The sequence below is a fragment of the Dermacoccus nishinomiyaensis genome (assembly GCF_900447535.1).
In the GTDB taxonomy this organism is placed as follows: domain Bacteria; phylum Actinomycetota; class Actinomycetes; order Actinomycetales; family Dermatophilaceae; genus Dermacoccus; species Dermacoccus nishinomiyaensis.
Genome location: NZ_UFXX01000001.1, coordinates 216,400 through 231,264, shown reverse-complemented (window position 1 = coordinate 231,264; position 14,865 = coordinate 216,400). Strand labels below are relative to the sequence as shown.

The following is a 14,865-nucleotide window of genomic DNA, read 5'->3' as shown; positions in this document are numbered from 1 at the left end:
GCGTCGTGGTGGCGGGGGTCCGCCCCTGCTCGGGACGGAAATCATCGCGGATTCCGGTGCTCATCCCCAGTAACGCCTGCGCGAGACCACGGGCGAGCCCGGCCCCAGGTAGCGGGACATCACGCCGCATCGCTGATCTGGCGCGCCGCCACCGCATTTCCCACGTGGTCGAAGAGAATGCGCGTGACGTCGCGCCACGAGAGATCCCGCGACCCGTGAACCGCTCGGACATGACGCGCCTGCCACCCCTCGTCAAGGAGGCAGAGTGCCGCCATCTCGGCGACGTCACGCGGCGCCACCCAGCTGAATGCGTGATCAACCCGGAGCACCGTGTCGGTTTCGCCCTGGCGGATCGCCGCCAGGTGCCGGGTGAGGTTGGAGAAGAAATAACCGCACCGCAGGTGCGTGACGTCGACGTCGAGCGCGTCGAGCGACAACTCCGTCGCGGCAAGGCCGTCGATCCCTCCCACACAGTGGCGCTTCTCTGCCCCCACGCTGCTGTGGAACACGACGCGCCTGATGCCGTTCGCGCGGACGGCACCCACGATTGCCTCGCTCGCCCGAGCATGCTCAGCGAGCGGATCAGCGGTCATCGGGCTCGGATTCACCCAGTACACGGCATCAATCCCGCGAGTCGCGGCGACGACCTCGTCGCGGTCCAGCGAATCCGCCTCGACGATGTCGACGAGGGGGCGCAGTTCCCGCGCGATCTGCGCGGGATGCCGTGCCAAGAGCACGGGCCGTACCCCGACTCGGACGAGCATACGAATCAGGTGGCGACCCACGTTTCCATTGGGTGTCGTGATGGCGATGCGCATCGATCACCCTTTCCTGAGCGGCGGTGTGCCCGCGCCCTCGTGGAATGACGCTAGGACCAGATGCAGACGGTTCCGGTCCTCATCTCGCACGACAATGAACGCATGTCCCACAAGCCCGTCACGAGTCCTTCGTCGCGTACCCTCGAATCGTTGGGTCTGCTCCAGACGGGCCGATGGTGCTCCGTGGCTGATCTCGCCATGCGTCTTGCCACGGGGCCGCGATCCGTCCGACGCGGTGTCGCTAGCTTGCGCAGCCTCGGTTACAGCGTGCGGTCACGCCCGGTCCCGGCGGCGGCTACCGCCTGGACTCGGGCGTCACGATCCCGCCCCTCGTACTCGACGCCGACGAGGTGTCCACCCTCGTCACGGCCCTGCTCGTGCTCGAGGGGGCAGGTCTCGAAGGAGACAGCCCCGGGGCGACGGACGCCACAGTCGTGCGCGCCAAGCTCGAACGCCTGCTGCCGGGGTCGCTGCGTCGACGAGCCGTCGCGACCGCGACGGCGACCAACGTGCTGACGAGTGGGCTCGAGCCTGTCGACGCGCGCCTGCACGGTCTGCTCGTCGACAGCCGCCCAACGTGGCATCGTGCACTTCGCCATTCCGACGGCGACGGCCGTGTCTGCGATCGACAGGTGCAACCGCTCATCTGCTTCATCCGCGAGGGCCGCTGGTACCTCCTCCGCCATGACCTGCACCGTCGCGACTGGCGCGTTTTCCGCCTCGACCGGATCACCTCCGCCACGGCAGACCCCGCCGTCACCGGCCGGTCACCGCCAACCTTCCCCGACGAATCACTCGAGAGGTGGCTCACGTCGGACTTCGACCGACGCTCCCTGCCGGCGGACCACCTTCCGGGAGGCAACTCGGCGACGAGCCGAGGCGATGACGAATCAGCGAGCGCCGAGCAGGATGGCGGGTAACTCACGCGATGGCGAGTAGCAACCTGCCTCCGTGTTACCCGCCATCGGGCGCCCGGCGCTCGGGCCACTCGGGACAGATTGCCATGGCCCAGACGTCAATGCGCGTGCGACGCCACCCAGCCGGCGTGCAGGCGCGCATAGGGCCCGCCGGCGGCGACGAGCGCCGTGTGCGGGCCTCGCTGCACGAGGCGCCCTGCGTCCATGACCCACACCTCGTCGGCACTCTCGGCGCTCGCGAGGCGGTGCGCGATGACGACGCTCGTGCGGCCGGTCATCAACTGATCGAGCGCTCGACCCACGGCGACGTCCGTCGTGGGATCGACGCTGGAGGTCGCCTCGTCGAGCACGAGCACGTCAGGGCCCGCGACGTACGTGCGCGCGAGCGCCACGAGCTGCCGCTCCCCCGCACTCAACCGCCCGCCGCGAGCGCCGACCTGCGTCTGTACTCCGGCGGGCTGCCCCGCCAACCACGCGCCGCAGCCGATGGCGTCGAACGCGGCGGCGACGTCCTCATTCGACAGGTCGGGGCGCGCGAAGCGCACGTTGTCGGCGATCGTGCCGTCGAACAAGAACCCTTCCTGCGGCAGGTACGCGACGGACGCGCGTAGCGACGCGTCGTCGAGGTCGCGCAGATCGACGGCTCCGAGACGCACGACACCGTCGGACGGATCGACGAGTCGTGTCAGCAACTTCGCGAGCGTGCTCTTGCCCGAACCGGTCTCACCGACGACGGCGACACGACGACCTGCGGCCACCGACGCCGTCAGCCCGACGATAGCGGGCTTGTCGCCCGCGCGATACGCGAACGTCACGTCATTGAATTCGACCCCGACGGGCCCTCGCGGCAACGTCACCGGCTCGGTGGGCGGCTCGACCTCGAGTGGCGTGTCGAGCACCTCGATGATGCGACGCCACCCGGCGAGCGCGTTCTGCAGGTCGTTGAGCACCTCCGTCGCCGTCTGCACCGGCTGCGTGAACAGGTTCGTCAGGAACACGAACGCCGTGATCTCACCGACGCTCATCCGCCCGTGCGCCCCCTGCCACGCGCCGACGGCGAGCACGAGGACGAGCGCGAGCCCCGAGATGCCCTGCCCGGACACGAACGCACCGACCGCGCGGATCTGCGCGCTGATGGCCGCACGACGCTGACGTTCGATCGTCTCGTCCATGCGCGCCTGCGTGCGCTCCTGCACCCCGAACAACCGCACAGTCGCGGCACCCGCGACCGACTCCGAGATCGCACTGAGCATGTCCGCGACGCGCTCACGCACGACGCCGTACGCCCGCCCGACGACGCGCTGGAAGTGCCGCAGCAGGAACACGAGCGGCACGAACGTCGCCCACACGACGGCCGTCAGCAGCGGCGAGTACCACAGCATCAGGGCCGTCGCGACGAGCAACTGCCCGATCGAGACGATGAGCATCATGCCGCCGCGCTGCACGAACATCGAGATCTGGTCGACGTCACTCGTCACGCGCGAGACCATCGAACCGCGCCGCGATGCGTTGAGCGTCAACGTCGACAGCGCATGCACGTGCGCGAACGCCTTGACGCGCAACGTCGCGAGACCCGCCTCCGACGCCTTGAACAGCCGCACGTTCATCACGTACGAGCACAGCCCGGCGACGACGACGCCGACCACCGCGAGCGCACACGTCCAGCGCACGACACCGAGGTCGATGCCGCCCGGCGCGAGGATGCCGTCATCGATCGCGCGCTGGATCGTCATGGGGACGATGACGTTGCTCGTCGTCGCGACGAGAGCGAGCAGCAGGGTCCACCCGAGCCCACGCGTCATCTCGGGTGCGAGCTGCAGGCCGCGCCGAAGGGTGCCGCGATCACTGACGACGGGAGTCGCGCCCGCCGCCTGCGCCGTGGCGGCTGTCTCCGTGGCGGCTGTCGAGCGCCGCTTCATCGCGCCTCGCCTTCCTCGCGGACGGCATCGACGACCGACGCTTCGGGTGCCGCGGTCATGGCTCCCAACGCGCCGCGTTCGTCCGCTTCACCCGATTCGTGGAACACCCCCGTCTGCCCTGCGATCCCCTGCCCCGCGGGCGCCTCGTCCGACCCCGCATGAGGCGGAGCCGATGTCGCCCCGTCCGATGCGCCGCGGTCTGAGTCGCCTTGGCCCCCGCCCTCAGACTCGTCCCCGGACGCTGAAGAGTCCTGCGTCTCGTACGCCGTGAGCAACAGCGCATAAGCCGGCTGCGTCGCCATGAGTTCTTCGTGCGTGCCTTGAGCGACGACGCGCCCGGCGTCGAGGAACGCGACCTCGTCGGCGAGCAGGATGCTCGAGCGGCGGTGCGCGATGATGACGCTTGTGCAGCCGTCCGTCGCCTCCTCGAGGGACGTGAGGATCTGCCCTTCGACCGCGGGGTCGATGGCACTCGTCGCATCGTCGAGCACGACGAGCCCGGGGCGTCCCGCGAGCACGCGCGCGAGCGCCACGCGCTGACGCTGACCGCCAGAGAGCCGCGATCCGCGCTCGCCGAGCGACGTGTCCTCCCCCTCCGGCAGCGCCGCGACGAACCCCTTGGCGTGCGCGACACCGAGCGCCGCATCGATAGCCCCCGCATCCACACCGGCGCGCCCCAGCGCGACGTTCTCACGCGTCGACTCGTTGAACACGAACGCCTCCTGCGTCGCGAGCGCCACCCGCTCCTCGCGTGCCACGGCATGCGCGGCGGGCACGCCGTCATAGAGCACGCTGCCCGAATCGGGCGTCGTCAGCCCCGCGATGACCTGAGCGAGCGTCGTCTTGCCGGCACCCGTCGCCCCGACGACGGCGAGCGATCCGCCCGCGGGCACGCGCAGCGTCACGTCGGTCAACGCTGCGCGCCGCTCCTGAAGGCCCTCGGCCACGTCGGCACCGTCCTCCGACTCGCCCTCAGCATCAGCCCCCGCCGCCGGCCGCGCGTCGTGACGGAACGTCACGTGCTCGACGTCGACGGCGATCGGCCCACCGGGTAGCTCCAGCGTGCGGGCGGGCACCACTGTCGAGCCCGCCTCGTCGAGGATCGGCTTGACGCGCTTCCACCCGATCGCGACCTGCGGCAGGCTGAACAGGATCCAGCCGAACGCACGCACCGGCCATGCGAGCAGGTTGAACAGGTACGCCACCTCGACGACGTCGGCCGCCGTGATCGCGCCTGACGCGACCCGCTCGGCGCCGACGAGGACCACGAGCAGCGAACCGATCGTCGGCAGCGCGTTCGTCATCGGGTCGAAGATGCCCTCGGTACGTCCGAGCCTGACGTTGGCGTCGCGCAGCTCGCCCGCGGCGTCACCGAACCGGGACACCTCCGCGTCCGCTCGCCCGAGCGCCTTGACGACGAGTGCGCCGTCGAAGCTCTCGTCCGCGACGGCGCTGACGCGCGCTCGCGCGGCCTGCGACGCTTCCACGCGGGCGCGCATGACGACCTGGAACCAGTAGTTGATGACGATCAGCAGCGGGAACACGACGAGCGCGACGACGCCGAGCCACACGTCGACGAGGAAGATCGAGACGAACCCGAACGCCAGCATGACGGCGACGCCGAGCGCCATCGGCAGCGGCTGGAAGATGTTCCAGATCGCCTCGACGTCCGAGTTCGCGTGCGACAGCAGCTGACCCGACGGGTGCGCGAGGTGCCAGCGCATGGGCAGTAGCTGGTAGGCGCGCGTCACCTGCCGCCGCGTCGAGGCGATGAGGTTGTTGTACGCCACGCCCGCCGCGATGCGGCGCAGGATGACGGCGGCCGCGTTGAGCGCGACGACGCCGCCGAGCTGCCACACGATCTGCCAGACCATCGCACCGTCCAGGTGACGATCGCGCACCGCCGGCGTGACGACGTCCGCGACGAGGTGGCCGATGACGCGGGCGGTGAGGACGGTGAGGATGCCGTATGCCGTCGCGCCGATGACGGCGGGCGTGAACGCTCGCCACTGCTCGCGGGCGCCGGCGGCGGCCACGCGCACAGGTGAGGCGTCAGGGGCCAGGTCGGCTGAGGTCACGTGGGGTTCCTTTGCTCGCGCATTCGCGCAGGTGACAACATTGCGGCATGCGCAAGTATGCCCAAGCCGAACGTCATGCCCTGTGCGACACCGCCCTGCGCCTCGGCCCGGACGCGCCGACGCTGTGCGTCGGCTGGAATGTCAGGGATCTCATGGCACACCTCGCGATGCGTGAGCGCCGCCCGGAGGCCCTCGGTATCCTCGTGCCCCAGGTGCGCGACGCGTCCGAACGCACCCGGGAGCGCTACGCGTTGCGCCCGTTCGAGGATCTCGTCGACATGGTGCGCAAGGGTCCGCACGAGTTCTCGCCGTTCCGCATCCCCGCCGTCGATGCGCACGCGAACCTGCAGGAGTACTTCATCCACCACGAGGACATCCTGCGCGCTCAGCTGCCGGCCGCCGACCAGGACGGCGTCCGCGTGCTGGGCGCCGACCTGCAGAACGCGCTCTACGACGCATTGCCCACGGCCGCACGGATGACGCTGCGCCGCTCGGCGATGCGCGTCGCGGCGCTGTGCCCGGGGCACGCGCCGCTGGCGCTCAACTCGCCGTCGGAGCCGATCGGCGAGTTCATCGTCGCCGGCCAGCCGAGCGAGGTGCTGCTGCACCTGGCCGGGCGGATGAGCTTCGTCGAGTTCGAGGGCGAGCCCGACGACATCAACCGGTTCGTCGCTGAACCGCGCGGCATCTGAGCGTCAGCGCACGACGGAGCGTCAGCGCACCGGGTGCCCCGCCGCCGCAAGGGCACCCTTGACGTCACCGATCGTCAGCTCGCCGTAGTGGAACACCGACGCGGCGAGCACCGCGTCAGCGCCGTGCGCGACGGCCGGCTCGAAGTGCTCGACGGCGCCCGCGCCGCCGCTCGCGATGAGCGGGACGCTGACCTCGCGGCGCACGGCGTCGACGAGGTCGAGGTCGAAGCCGGCCTTCGTGCCGTCGGCGTCCATCGAGTTGAGCAGAATCTCCCCGGCGCCCAGCGCCTCCGCGCGAGCACACCATTCGACGGCGTCGAGGTCGCTCGCGCGACGCCCACCGTGCGTCGTCACGACGTAGTGGCCATCGACGCGGCGCACGTCGGCCGACAGGACGAGCACCTGCGCGCCGAACCGGTCGGCGATCTCCCCGATGACCGCGGGGCGAGCGATGGCGCCCGTGTTGATGCCGACCTTGTCGGCGCCGGCGCGCAGCAACCGGTCGACGTCGTCGACCGTGCGCACGCCTCCCCCGACCGTCAGCGGGATGAAGACCTGCTCCGCGGTGCGCGAGACGACGTCGTACGTCGTCGAACGATCCGAGGAGCTCGCCGTCACGTCGAGGAACGTCAACTCGTCGGCGCCCTGGGCGCCGTACTTCGCGGCGAGCTCGACGGGGTCGCCCGCGTCGCGCAGGTTCTCGAAGTTGACGCCCTTGACGACGCGGCCGGCGTCGACGTCGAGGCACGGGATGACACGCACGGCAACAGTCATGGCACCAGATTAGAGGCCACGGCGACGCAGCGCCGATAGGTTTGATCCGTGGATGACGCACGCGCCGGCTCGCTCTCGGCCCCCGTGCGTCCCGAGGCCGCCGCCCTCGCGTGCGTGCCGCACGTCGAACACGACGACGCCCTCGCGCACGTCGAGGCGCGGATGACGCGCCCGCGCTGGCTCGTCACGATCGACGGCCGCTCCGGCTCGGGCAAGACGCAGCTCGCCGGCGCTCTGCACGATCGTCACGTGGACGCCCAGATCGTCCACCTCGACGATCTGTACCGCGACTGGGACGGGCTGTCGGCGGGGCTCGTGCGGGCCCGTCACATCGCCGAGCAGTGGTCACGCCACAACGCGAGCACCTACCTGCCGACCCACTGGCCGGGCACGGCGGCGCGAGGACGCGTCACAATCACACCCGATCGTCCGCTCATCGTCGAAGGCGTCGGCGCGACCTGGGTCGGACGGTCGCTCGCCCACGCCGCCCTGTGGCTGGAGGCCGAGCGCGAGACACGCAAGCGGCGCGCGCTGGAGCGCGACGGCGAGACGTTCGTGCCCTACTGGCTCGCGTGGGAGTTGCAGGAGGACGCCTGGTTCGCGGCGCACCCACCGCGCCCCGACGCGCTCGTTCGCGTGCCGGACGACCCCATTCGGGGCTGAACGAGCGTCAGTCGTGCGCGCCCGCCGCGGCCGCGGCACGCTGACGAGCGACCTCGACGAGGGCCGCGAGGCGCGAGGCCTCCGCCTCGGCCGACGGGCCGTCAGCGCGCTGGATGGCCATGACGGCGAGCTGCTCGGTGTCGGCGAGGTCGAGCGTCGCCCAGGCCCGCCCGCCGCCGAACTGGACGCCGAGGATCTCGGCCCACTCGATCTCACGCGTGAGGATGAGGTTGCGCACCTTGAGGCCGCGCTCGTTCGGCACTGCCTTGACGAGCCCCCAGCGCGACAGCATCCAGCCGATGGCACACCCGAGGAAGAACAGCGACCACTTGTCCATCGTCGTCCACCCCGTCGCACCGCCACCGGGCACGAGGACGAACGCGACGATGCCGAACACGACGACGGACAGCGCCGCCGCGGTGAACGCCATCGCCCGCCCGCGTCGCGGGACGAAGGGACGGTAGGCGTCGACGTCACTCATGATTGCTCCTCGCGGGCTCGACTACAGGCGGCAGGCTGCGATGTCGGTGACGAGGATGGCGCGCGCGCCGAGCGCGTACAGCTCGTCCATCACGTGGTTGATGACCTTGCGGTTGACCATCGCGCGCACCGCGACCTTGTTCGGGTCGTGCAGCGGCGAGACGGTCGGCGACTCGAGCCCCGGCGTCAGCGCCGCGGCGCGTTCGACGAGGGAAGCTTCGATGTCATAGTCCATCATGACGAAGTTGCGGGCCGTGAGGACACCTTCGAGGCGACGCACGAGCGTCAGTGCGGCGTCACCGACTTCACGCGCGTCGGGGCGGATGAGAACGGCCTCACTCGTGAGGATCGGCTCGCCGAAGACCTCGAGGCCCGCGTTGCGCAGCGTCGTGCCGGTCTCGACGACGTCGGCGATGACGTCGGCGACGCCGAGCGTCACGGCCGTCTCGACGGCGCCGTCGAGACGTACGACCTCGGCCTCGACGCCGTTCTTGGCGAGATCGGCCCGCACGAGGCCGGCGAACGACGTCGCGATGCGGCGCCCCACCAGCTCGCTGACGGACGTCGCGACACCCGGGCGGCCGGCGTAGCGGAACGTCGAACCGCCGAAGCCGAGCTGCAGGTGTTCGACGGCGCTCGAGCCGGAATCGAGCAGCAGGTCACGCCCGGTGATGCCGAGGTCGAGGGTGCCCGAACCGACGTAGACGGCGATGTCCTTGGGGCGCAGGAAGAAGAACTCGACGTCGTTGTCGCGGTCGACGACGACGAGTTCCTTCGACTCGCGACGCCCGCGGTAGCCCGCTTCCTTGAGCATCGACGCGGCGGATTCGGACAGGGCGCCCTTGTTGGGCACGGCAACGCGCAGCATGGAGGACCCTTCGATCACAGGTGGGAGTAGACGTCGTCGAGCGTGATGCCGCGCTCGAGCATGAGCACCTGCAGGTGGTACAGCAACTGGCTGATCTCCTCGGCGGCGGCGGCGTTGCCCTCGTGCTCGGCGGCCATCCACACCTCGGCGGCCTCCTCGACGATCTTCTTGCCGATGAAGTGGACGCCCGCGTCGAGCTCGGCGACGGTGCCCGACCCTTCGGGGCGCGTGGCCGCCTTCTCGCTCAGTTCTTCCCACAGTTGCTCAAAGCTCTTCACGGTGCCCAAGGCTACCGGCTGCGTTCGCGCCGGGCCGACCGCGCCCGGCGTCGCGCCGCTCACAGCGTCGCGGCCGGAAGCTGCAACGAGCGCAACGTCATCTCCGTGACGACGGCCGCCGTCGCCGCCTCGTGACCCTTGTCCTCGCTCGAACCCTCGAGGCCCGCACGATCGAGCGCCTGGGCGTCGGTGTCGCACGTGAGGACGCCGAAACCGATCGCCTTGCCGGTCGTGACGCCGATCTGCGTCAGCCCGTCCGTCGCGGCGCTGCAGACGTAGTCGAAGTGCGGAGTGCCACCGCGAATGACGACGCCGAGCGCGACGAGGACGTCGAAGTGCGGCGCGAGGCGCGCGCAGGCCGCCGTCAGCTCGAACGTGCCGGGCACGCGCACGAGTGTCACGTCGTCGTCACGGACGCCGGCGTCGGCGAGGCCGCGACGGGCGCCGTCGATGAGGCCGTTCATGACCTTCTCGTGCCAGCTCGCCGCGACGACGGCGACGCGCAGGCCCGCCGCGTCAGTGCTGAGGGTGGGGGCTCCGTGGCCGCTCATGATGTTCTCCTTCGATCGATCTGCAGTGGTGGTTCGTGCGTGCGGGTGGTGTGCCGGGCTGGTGGTTCCGATGCGACGCGCGGTTCACGCGTCGAACGTGTGCCCCATGCGCTCGCGCTTGGTGCGCAGGTAGGAGGCGTTCTGGACGGTGCGCCCCGCGACGAGCGGCACCGTCTCGACGACGTCGATCCCGTGCTCGACGAGCTCGCGTACCTTGGCCGGGTTGTTCGTCAGCAGCCGCACCCGTTCGATGCCGAGGTCGCGCAGAATCGCTGCGGCAGCGCCGTATTCGCGCGCCTCGATCGGCAACCCCAGGTTCGTCTGCGCGTCGACGGTGTCGGCGCCGGCGTCCTGCTGGGCGTACGCGCGGATCTTGTTGAGCAGGCCGACGCCGCGGCCCTCCTGCCCGCGCAGGTAGACGACGACCCCGCCCTCACGCGCGACGAGCCGCTGCGCCTCGGCGAGCTGCGGCCCGCAGTCGCAGCGCAGCGAGCCGAGCGCGTCGCCCGTCAGGCATTCGGAGTGGACGCGCACGAGCGGCACGTCATCACCGTCGGTCGGCGCGACGAGCGCGAGGTGCTCGGCGCCGTTCTCCCGATCGGCGTAGGCCTCGACGCGGAACGTTCCGACCTGCGTCGGCAGGTCGGCGCTCGCGACGTGTTCGACGCGGTCGTGGCGGCGCCGCCACCCGATGAGCTGCTCGATCGTGATGACGGCGAGGCCCTCGCGCTGCGCCAGCTCGATCGCGCCGGGCAGCCGCATCATCGCGCCGTCGTCGTGGACGAGTTCGACGATCATCGCGACCGGTTCGAGCCCGGCGAGGCGGCACAGGTCGACGGAGGCCTCGGTGTGCCCGTCGCGCTCGAGGACGCCGCCCGGCTTGGCGCGCAGCGGGAAGACGTGCCCGGGGCGCGTCAGCGCGCTCGGCTCGGTGCTCGGGTCGGCGAGCAACCGCAGCGTCAGCGCGCGGTCGGCTGCGGAGATGCCGGTGTGCACGCCGCCTTTCGCGTCGACGGAGATCGTGTAGGCGGTGCCCTTCGGATCCTCGTTGCGCGACACCATCGGGGGCAGCAGGAGGCGGTCGGCGATCGCGTCCGGCATCGGCGCGCAGATGACCCCGGAGCTGTGCCGGATCGCCCACGCCATCCACTCGCGCGTCATCGTCGCGCCGGACATGACGATGTCGGCCTCGTTCTCGCGGTTCTCGTCGTCGGCGACGAGCACCGGCCGTCCGAGCCGCAGTTGCTCGAGCGCGTCCTCGATGCTCGACAGCGCCAGCGGCGTCTCCTCGGGCGTTGCGGCGCTGGGTGCGGCGCTCATCAGGCTCCCTCTCGTCTCGGTTTTCATCGTCTCGGTCTGCTTCGACGGGCTGTGCATCGCTCAGGCCGCTTCCCTCTCGCGTTCGGCGACGCTGTGGGGGCGTGAGATGCGCACCCACTGCACGAATCCGACGACGACGAGGGCTGCGTAGAGCGCGTACAGCACGGCGCTCGGGTAGTACTTGGAATAGATGAGCTCGGGCACGCCGACGGCGTCGACTGCGATCCACATGAGCCAGAAGTCGTTCCAGCCGCGCGCCATCGCGAACGTCGCGAGCAGGGAGCCGACGAAGATCCAGGCGTCGCACCAGAAGTACCACCACGGCGCCGGCCAACCCGCGCCGATCAGCGTGAAGATCCAGTGCACGACGACGACGCCCGCGCCCCAGGCGATCAGGTAGCCGATGCGCTGGCTCGCGCTCGCCCAGTGCGGCGTGACGGCCTCACCGCTCGTGCCGTCGCGGCGGCTCGCGCGCCACACCCACCAGCCGTACAGGCTCGTGATGATGAAGAAGATCTGCCGCCCGGCCTGACCGAGCATCGGCGCGCGATCGTCCATGCCGAACACGAGCCCGGCGAACACGGTGAACAGCAGCATGTTGCCGATGATGCCGACCGGCCACGCCCACACCTTGCGGCGCATGCCACCGATCGCGGACGCCATCCCGAACGCGTTGCCGATGATCTCGCGCCACGTGATCTGCGCACCGCCGATCGTCAGGTGCGCCGAGTAGGCCTGTTCCCAGATGCTCATGCGCGCCCCTCGGAGGCCGCCAGGCGGGCGTCGAGTTCCACGAGACGGATGTCGAGCGCAGCGAGGCGCGGCGCGAGCATCTGCTCGACGTACTTGGCGAGCACGTCGACCTCCACGTTGACGAGACCGCCGACGCGGGCGGCGCCGAACGTCGTCAGCTCGAGCGTCGTCGGGATGAGGCTGACGCTGAACGACGCCTCCTGGCGCGAGGCGACCGTGAGCGACACGCCGTCGAGCGTCACCGAACCCTTCTCCACGACGTAGGGCGCCAGGTCGACGGGCAGGTCGAAACGCACGACGCTCCAGCGCTCCCCCGGTTCGATGGCGGTGATGCGGACGGTCGCATCCACGTGGCCCTGCACGACGTGACCGCCGAACCGTGCCTGCGCGCTCATGGCGCGTTCGAGGTTGACCCGGCTGCCCGGCACGAGCGCGCCCAGGCTCGTGCGATCGAGCGTCTCCTTCATGACGTCGACGCTGAAACGCTGCTCGTCGAACGTGGTCACCGTCAGGCACACGCCGTTGACGGCGATGCTGTCGCCGTGGTGGGCGTCGTCGAGGACTGCGGCGCCCGCGATCGTGAGGATCGCCGCGTCGGCGGTGTGCTCGATGCGCTCGAGCGTGCCGGTCGCTTCGATGATTCCGGTGAACATCAGATCTCCTTCGTGGGACGCAGGCGCAGGCGCAGGTCGGTGGCGGACGGTTCGTTCGAGGGCAGCGTCGTGGCGTCGACGAGGTCGAAGCGGCGGGCCTCCGCGATCGTCGTAATGCCGAGGTCGGCGGCCGCGGGGCGGCCCGCGCCGAGCAGGGCGGGGGCGAGATAGGCGACGATCTCGTCGACGAGCCCGGCACGCAGGAACACCGCGGCCAGCGTCGGTCCACCTTCGAGCCAGACGGCGTGAATGCCGCGCGCGTGCAGCGCGGCGAGGACGTCGGTCGGGCTCTGCCGGGGCAGCACGAGGGTGGAAGCGGCGTCGTCGAGCACGCGGGCAGTGTCGGGGATCGGGGTGTCGCCGACGACGACGCGCAACGGTTGCTGCACCCCCGCGCGTCCCTGGGCGTCGCGGACTGTGAGCTGCGGGTCGTCGGCGAGAACGGTGCCGGTGCCGACGACGATCGCGCCGTGCTCGGCACGCTGCGCGTGGACGTCGACGCGCGCGGCCGGGCCGGTGATCCACTGCGACGTGCCATCCGACGCCGCGCTGAATCCATCGAGGGTCGAGGCGTACTTCCAGCGCACGAACGGGCGCGCGTGGGTGACGGAGAACGTCCAGTCGGCGTTGAGGTCTCGGCTCGCAGCCGCGAGGGTGTCAACTTGTTCGACGGCGACGCCTGCCTCGCGCAGGATCTGCGCTCCCCCGGCGGCCGCGCCGTTCGGGTCGGGTTGGCCGAAGACAACACGGGCGACGCCGGCGCGGATCAGAGCGCGTGCACACGACGGGGTGCGCCCGGTGTGCGCGCAGGGTTCGAGGGTGACGTACGCCGTCGCGCCACGCAGGTCGACGCCCGTCGCGATCGCTTCGTTGATGGCCGCGGCCTCGGCGTGCCACGTGCCCGCGCCGCGGTGGTAGCCCTCTGCGAGGATGACGCCGTCAGCGTCGACGACGACGCACCCGACACGAGGATTGGGGTCGACACGCGGCGACAGCGCAGCCAGCTGCGCGGCGCGCTCCATGGCGCTGTGACGCTCGAGTCTCACGAGATGCCTTCCGGTCCGATCGAACAACCGATCACCGGGGCACGAGAAAGCTGACGCCCGCCGCACGCCACGAAGGCGCCGACGACATCGGCCGAGACGCCACGCGCGATGCCCTCAGGCACGCCGCAACGGCTCGTCGGCCGCCCGCGCAGAGCGCGAACAACCGCGTGCAACCTCCCATCCGGACTTTAACCGTCGGTCTCGGAATCTCACCGAGTCAACCGACCCCTGTCGAAGCGGGCCGGGTCGCGGACTTTCACCGCCGGCTAGGAATTTCACCTACCCCGGGTACACGCCCAACATGTTACTCCTTCGCGCTCTTCTGCGCGTCTTCCCTCGCAAGCTCGCCCACCCCGCTCGGTGCGACACACGTCAGTTCAGTGCGCGTGCCCCGCAGCCAGGGCACGCAGCTCGTCGATCGCGGCGGCAGCGGACTCGGCACCGTAGACGGCCGATCCCGCGACGAAGGTGTCGGCACCGGCTTCGGCGCACTGCTCGATCGTCTTGGCCGAGACGCCGCCGTCGACCTGCACCCACACGTCACCGCCGTGCGTGCGGATGCTCTCGCGCACCGCGCGCACCTTCGGCATCTGCTCCGCCATGAACGACTGGCCACCGAAGCCGGGCTCGACCGTCATGACGAGCACCATGTCGAGCTCGGGCAGCAGATCCGCGTACGGCTCCCACGGCGTGTTCGGCTTGATCGCCATCGACGCGCGAGCTCCGGCCGCGCGGATGTCGCGTGCGAGCTTCTGCGGGTCGGCCGCGGCCTCGACGTGGAACGTCACGCTCTTGCACCCGGCCTCGGCGTAGGCGGGCGCCCAGCGGTCGGGGTCGTCGATCATGAGGTGCGCATCGAGCGGGATCGGGCTCACCTTCAGCAGCGACTCGACGACCGGCAGCCCGAGCGTCAGGTTGGGCACGAAGTGGTTGTCCATGACGTCCACGTGCGCCCAGTCGGCGTTGTTGATGGCGTCGAGCTCGCGTTCGAGGTTGGCGAAATCGGCGGAGAGGATGCTCGGCGAGATGCGGACGTCACGGGCGTCGGTCATGCG

General features: G+C 70.5%; 16 protein-coding genes and 1 riboswitch. Of the genes, 3 read left to right on the top strand and 13 right to left on the bottom strand.

The genetic code is table 11. The annotated features are described in order from the left end of the window. Positions 1-119 precede the first annotated feature (119 nt). Positions 120-818, bottom strand: coding sequence for an SDR family oxidoreductase (locus tag DYE07_RS01280; RefSeq protein WP_115296160.1), 699 nt, complete (start codon positions 816-818; stop codon positions 120-122). 350 nt (positions 819-1,168) lie between these two features. Between DYE07_RS01280 and DYE07_RS01275 the strand changes: the two genes are divergently transcribed. Further along, positions 1,169-1,738, top strand: a complete 570-nt coding sequence (locus DYE07_RS01275) for a helix-turn-helix transcriptional regulator (protein WP_237723730.1) — start codon at positions 1,169-1,171, stop codon at positions 1,736-1,738. Positions 1,739-1,833: 95 nt separating this feature from the next. Here the strand turns inward: DYE07_RS01275 and DYE07_RS01270 are convergent, their stop codons facing one another. Together DYE07_RS01270 and DYE07_RS01265 are read right to left on the bottom strand one after the other, a co-directional pair. Beyond that, on the bottom strand, positions 1,834-3,654 hold the full coding sequence (locus tag DYE07_RS01270) for an ABC transporter ATP-binding protein (protein WP_115296159.1): 1,821 nt from the start codon (positions 3,652-3,654) through the stop codon (positions 1,834-1,836). After that, positions 3,651-5,732, bottom strand: coding sequence for an ABC transporter ATP-binding protein (locus tag DYE07_RS01265; protein ID WP_115296158.1), 2,082 nt, complete (start codon positions 5,730-5,732; stop codon positions 3,651-3,653). The genes DYE07_RS01270 and DYE07_RS01265 overlap by 4 nt, the downstream gene beginning before the upstream one ends. 47 nt (positions 5,733-5,779) lie before the next feature. Between DYE07_RS01265 and DYE07_RS01260 the strand changes: the two genes are divergently transcribed. Continuing rightward, entirely contained in the window at positions 5,780-6,424 is a 645-nt protein-coding gene (locus tag DYE07_RS01260) for a TIGR03085 family metal-binding protein (protein ID WP_006943812.1), read from the top strand. Between the two features lie 21 nt (positions 6,425-6,445). Here the strand turns inward: DYE07_RS01260 and hisF are convergent, their stop codons facing one another. Then, positions 6,446-7,198, bottom strand: a complete 753-nt coding sequence (hisF, locus tag DYE07_RS01255) for an imidazole glycerol phosphate synthase subunit HisF (protein WP_006943747.1) — start codon at positions 7,196-7,198, stop codon at positions 6,446-6,448. A gap of 48 nt (positions 7,199-7,246) precedes the next feature. On the opposite strand from hisF, the gene DYE07_RS01250 reads away from it, so the two are divergent. After that, a complete protein-coding gene (locus DYE07_RS01250) occupies positions 7,247-7,861 on the top strand; it encodes a nucleoside/nucleotide kinase family protein (protein ID WP_006943823.1) in 615 nt (204 codons plus the stop codon). A 7-nt stretch (positions 7,862-7,868) separates the two neighbouring features. Here DYE07_RS01250 and DYE07_RS01245 read toward each other — a convergent pair whose 3' ends face one another. The 9 genes from DYE07_RS01245 to rpe all read right to left on the bottom strand — a co-directional run bounded on the left by DYE07_RS01245 (position 7,869) and on the right by rpe (position 14,862). Continuing rightward, entirely contained in the window at positions 7,869-8,342 is a 474-nt protein-coding gene (locus DYE07_RS01245) for a PH domain-containing protein (protein ID WP_006943810.1), read from the bottom strand. A gap of 21 nt (positions 8,343-8,363) precedes the next feature. Continuing rightward, positions 8,364-9,209, bottom strand: coding sequence for an ATP phosphoribosyltransferase (gene hisG / locus DYE07_RS01240; RefSeq protein WP_006943808.1), 846 nt, complete (start codon positions 9,207-9,209; stop codon positions 8,364-8,366). A gap of 14 nt (positions 9,210-9,223) precedes the next feature. Continuing rightward, a complete protein-coding gene (locus DYE07_RS01235; protein WP_006943831.1) occupies positions 9,224-9,487 on the bottom strand; it encodes a phosphoribosyl-ATP diphosphatase in 264 nt (87 codons plus the stop codon). Between the two features lie 59 nt (positions 9,488-9,546). After that, positions 9,547-10,038: a 6,7-dimethyl-8-ribityllumazine synthase gene (gene ribH / locus DYE07_RS01230; RefSeq protein WP_006943795.1), complete on the bottom strand. Its 492-nt coding sequence runs from the start codon at positions 10,036-10,038 to the stop codon at positions 9,547-9,549. Positions 10,039-10,122: 84 nt separating this feature from the next. Continuing rightward, a complete protein-coding gene (locus tag DYE07_RS01225) occupies positions 10,123-11,358 on the bottom strand; it encodes a bifunctional 3,4-dihydroxy-2-butanone-4-phosphate synthase/GTP cyclohydrolase II (protein ID WP_062255956.1) in 1,236 nt (411 codons plus the stop codon). A 60-nt stretch (positions 11,359-11,418) separates the two neighbouring features. After that, entirely contained in the window at positions 11,419-12,111 is a 693-nt protein-coding gene (locus DYE07_RS01220) for a nicotinamide mononucleotide transporter family protein (protein ID WP_115296157.1), read from the bottom strand. Continuing rightward, on the bottom strand, positions 12,108-12,764 hold the full coding sequence (locus tag DYE07_RS01215) for a riboflavin synthase (protein ID WP_006943813.1): 657 nt from the start codon (positions 12,762-12,764) through the stop codon (positions 12,108-12,110). The genes DYE07_RS01220 and DYE07_RS01215 overlap by 4 nt, the downstream gene beginning before the upstream one ends. Further along, positions 12,764-13,786 carry a bifunctional diaminohydroxyphosphoribosylaminopyrimidine deaminase/5-amino-6-(5-phosphoribosylamino)uracil reductase RibD gene (gene ribD / locus DYE07_RS01210; RefSeq protein ID WP_006943835.1) on the bottom strand — a complete coding sequence of 341 codons (1,023 nt, stop codon included), beginning with the start codon at positions 13,784-13,786 and terminating at the stop codon, positions 12,764-12,766. The genes DYE07_RS01215 and ribD overlap by 1 nt, the downstream gene beginning before the upstream one ends. Positions 13,787-13,975: 189 nt before the next feature. Further along, a riboswitch (FMN riboswitch) is annotated at positions 13,976-14,106 on the bottom strand. A gap of 81 nt (positions 14,107-14,187) precedes the next feature. Beyond that, positions 14,188-14,862, bottom strand: a complete 675-nt coding sequence (gene rpe, locus DYE07_RS01205; protein WP_115297044.1) for a ribulose-phosphate 3-epimerase — start codon at positions 14,860-14,862, stop codon at positions 14,188-14,190. Positions 14,863-14,865 lie beyond the last annotated feature (3 nt).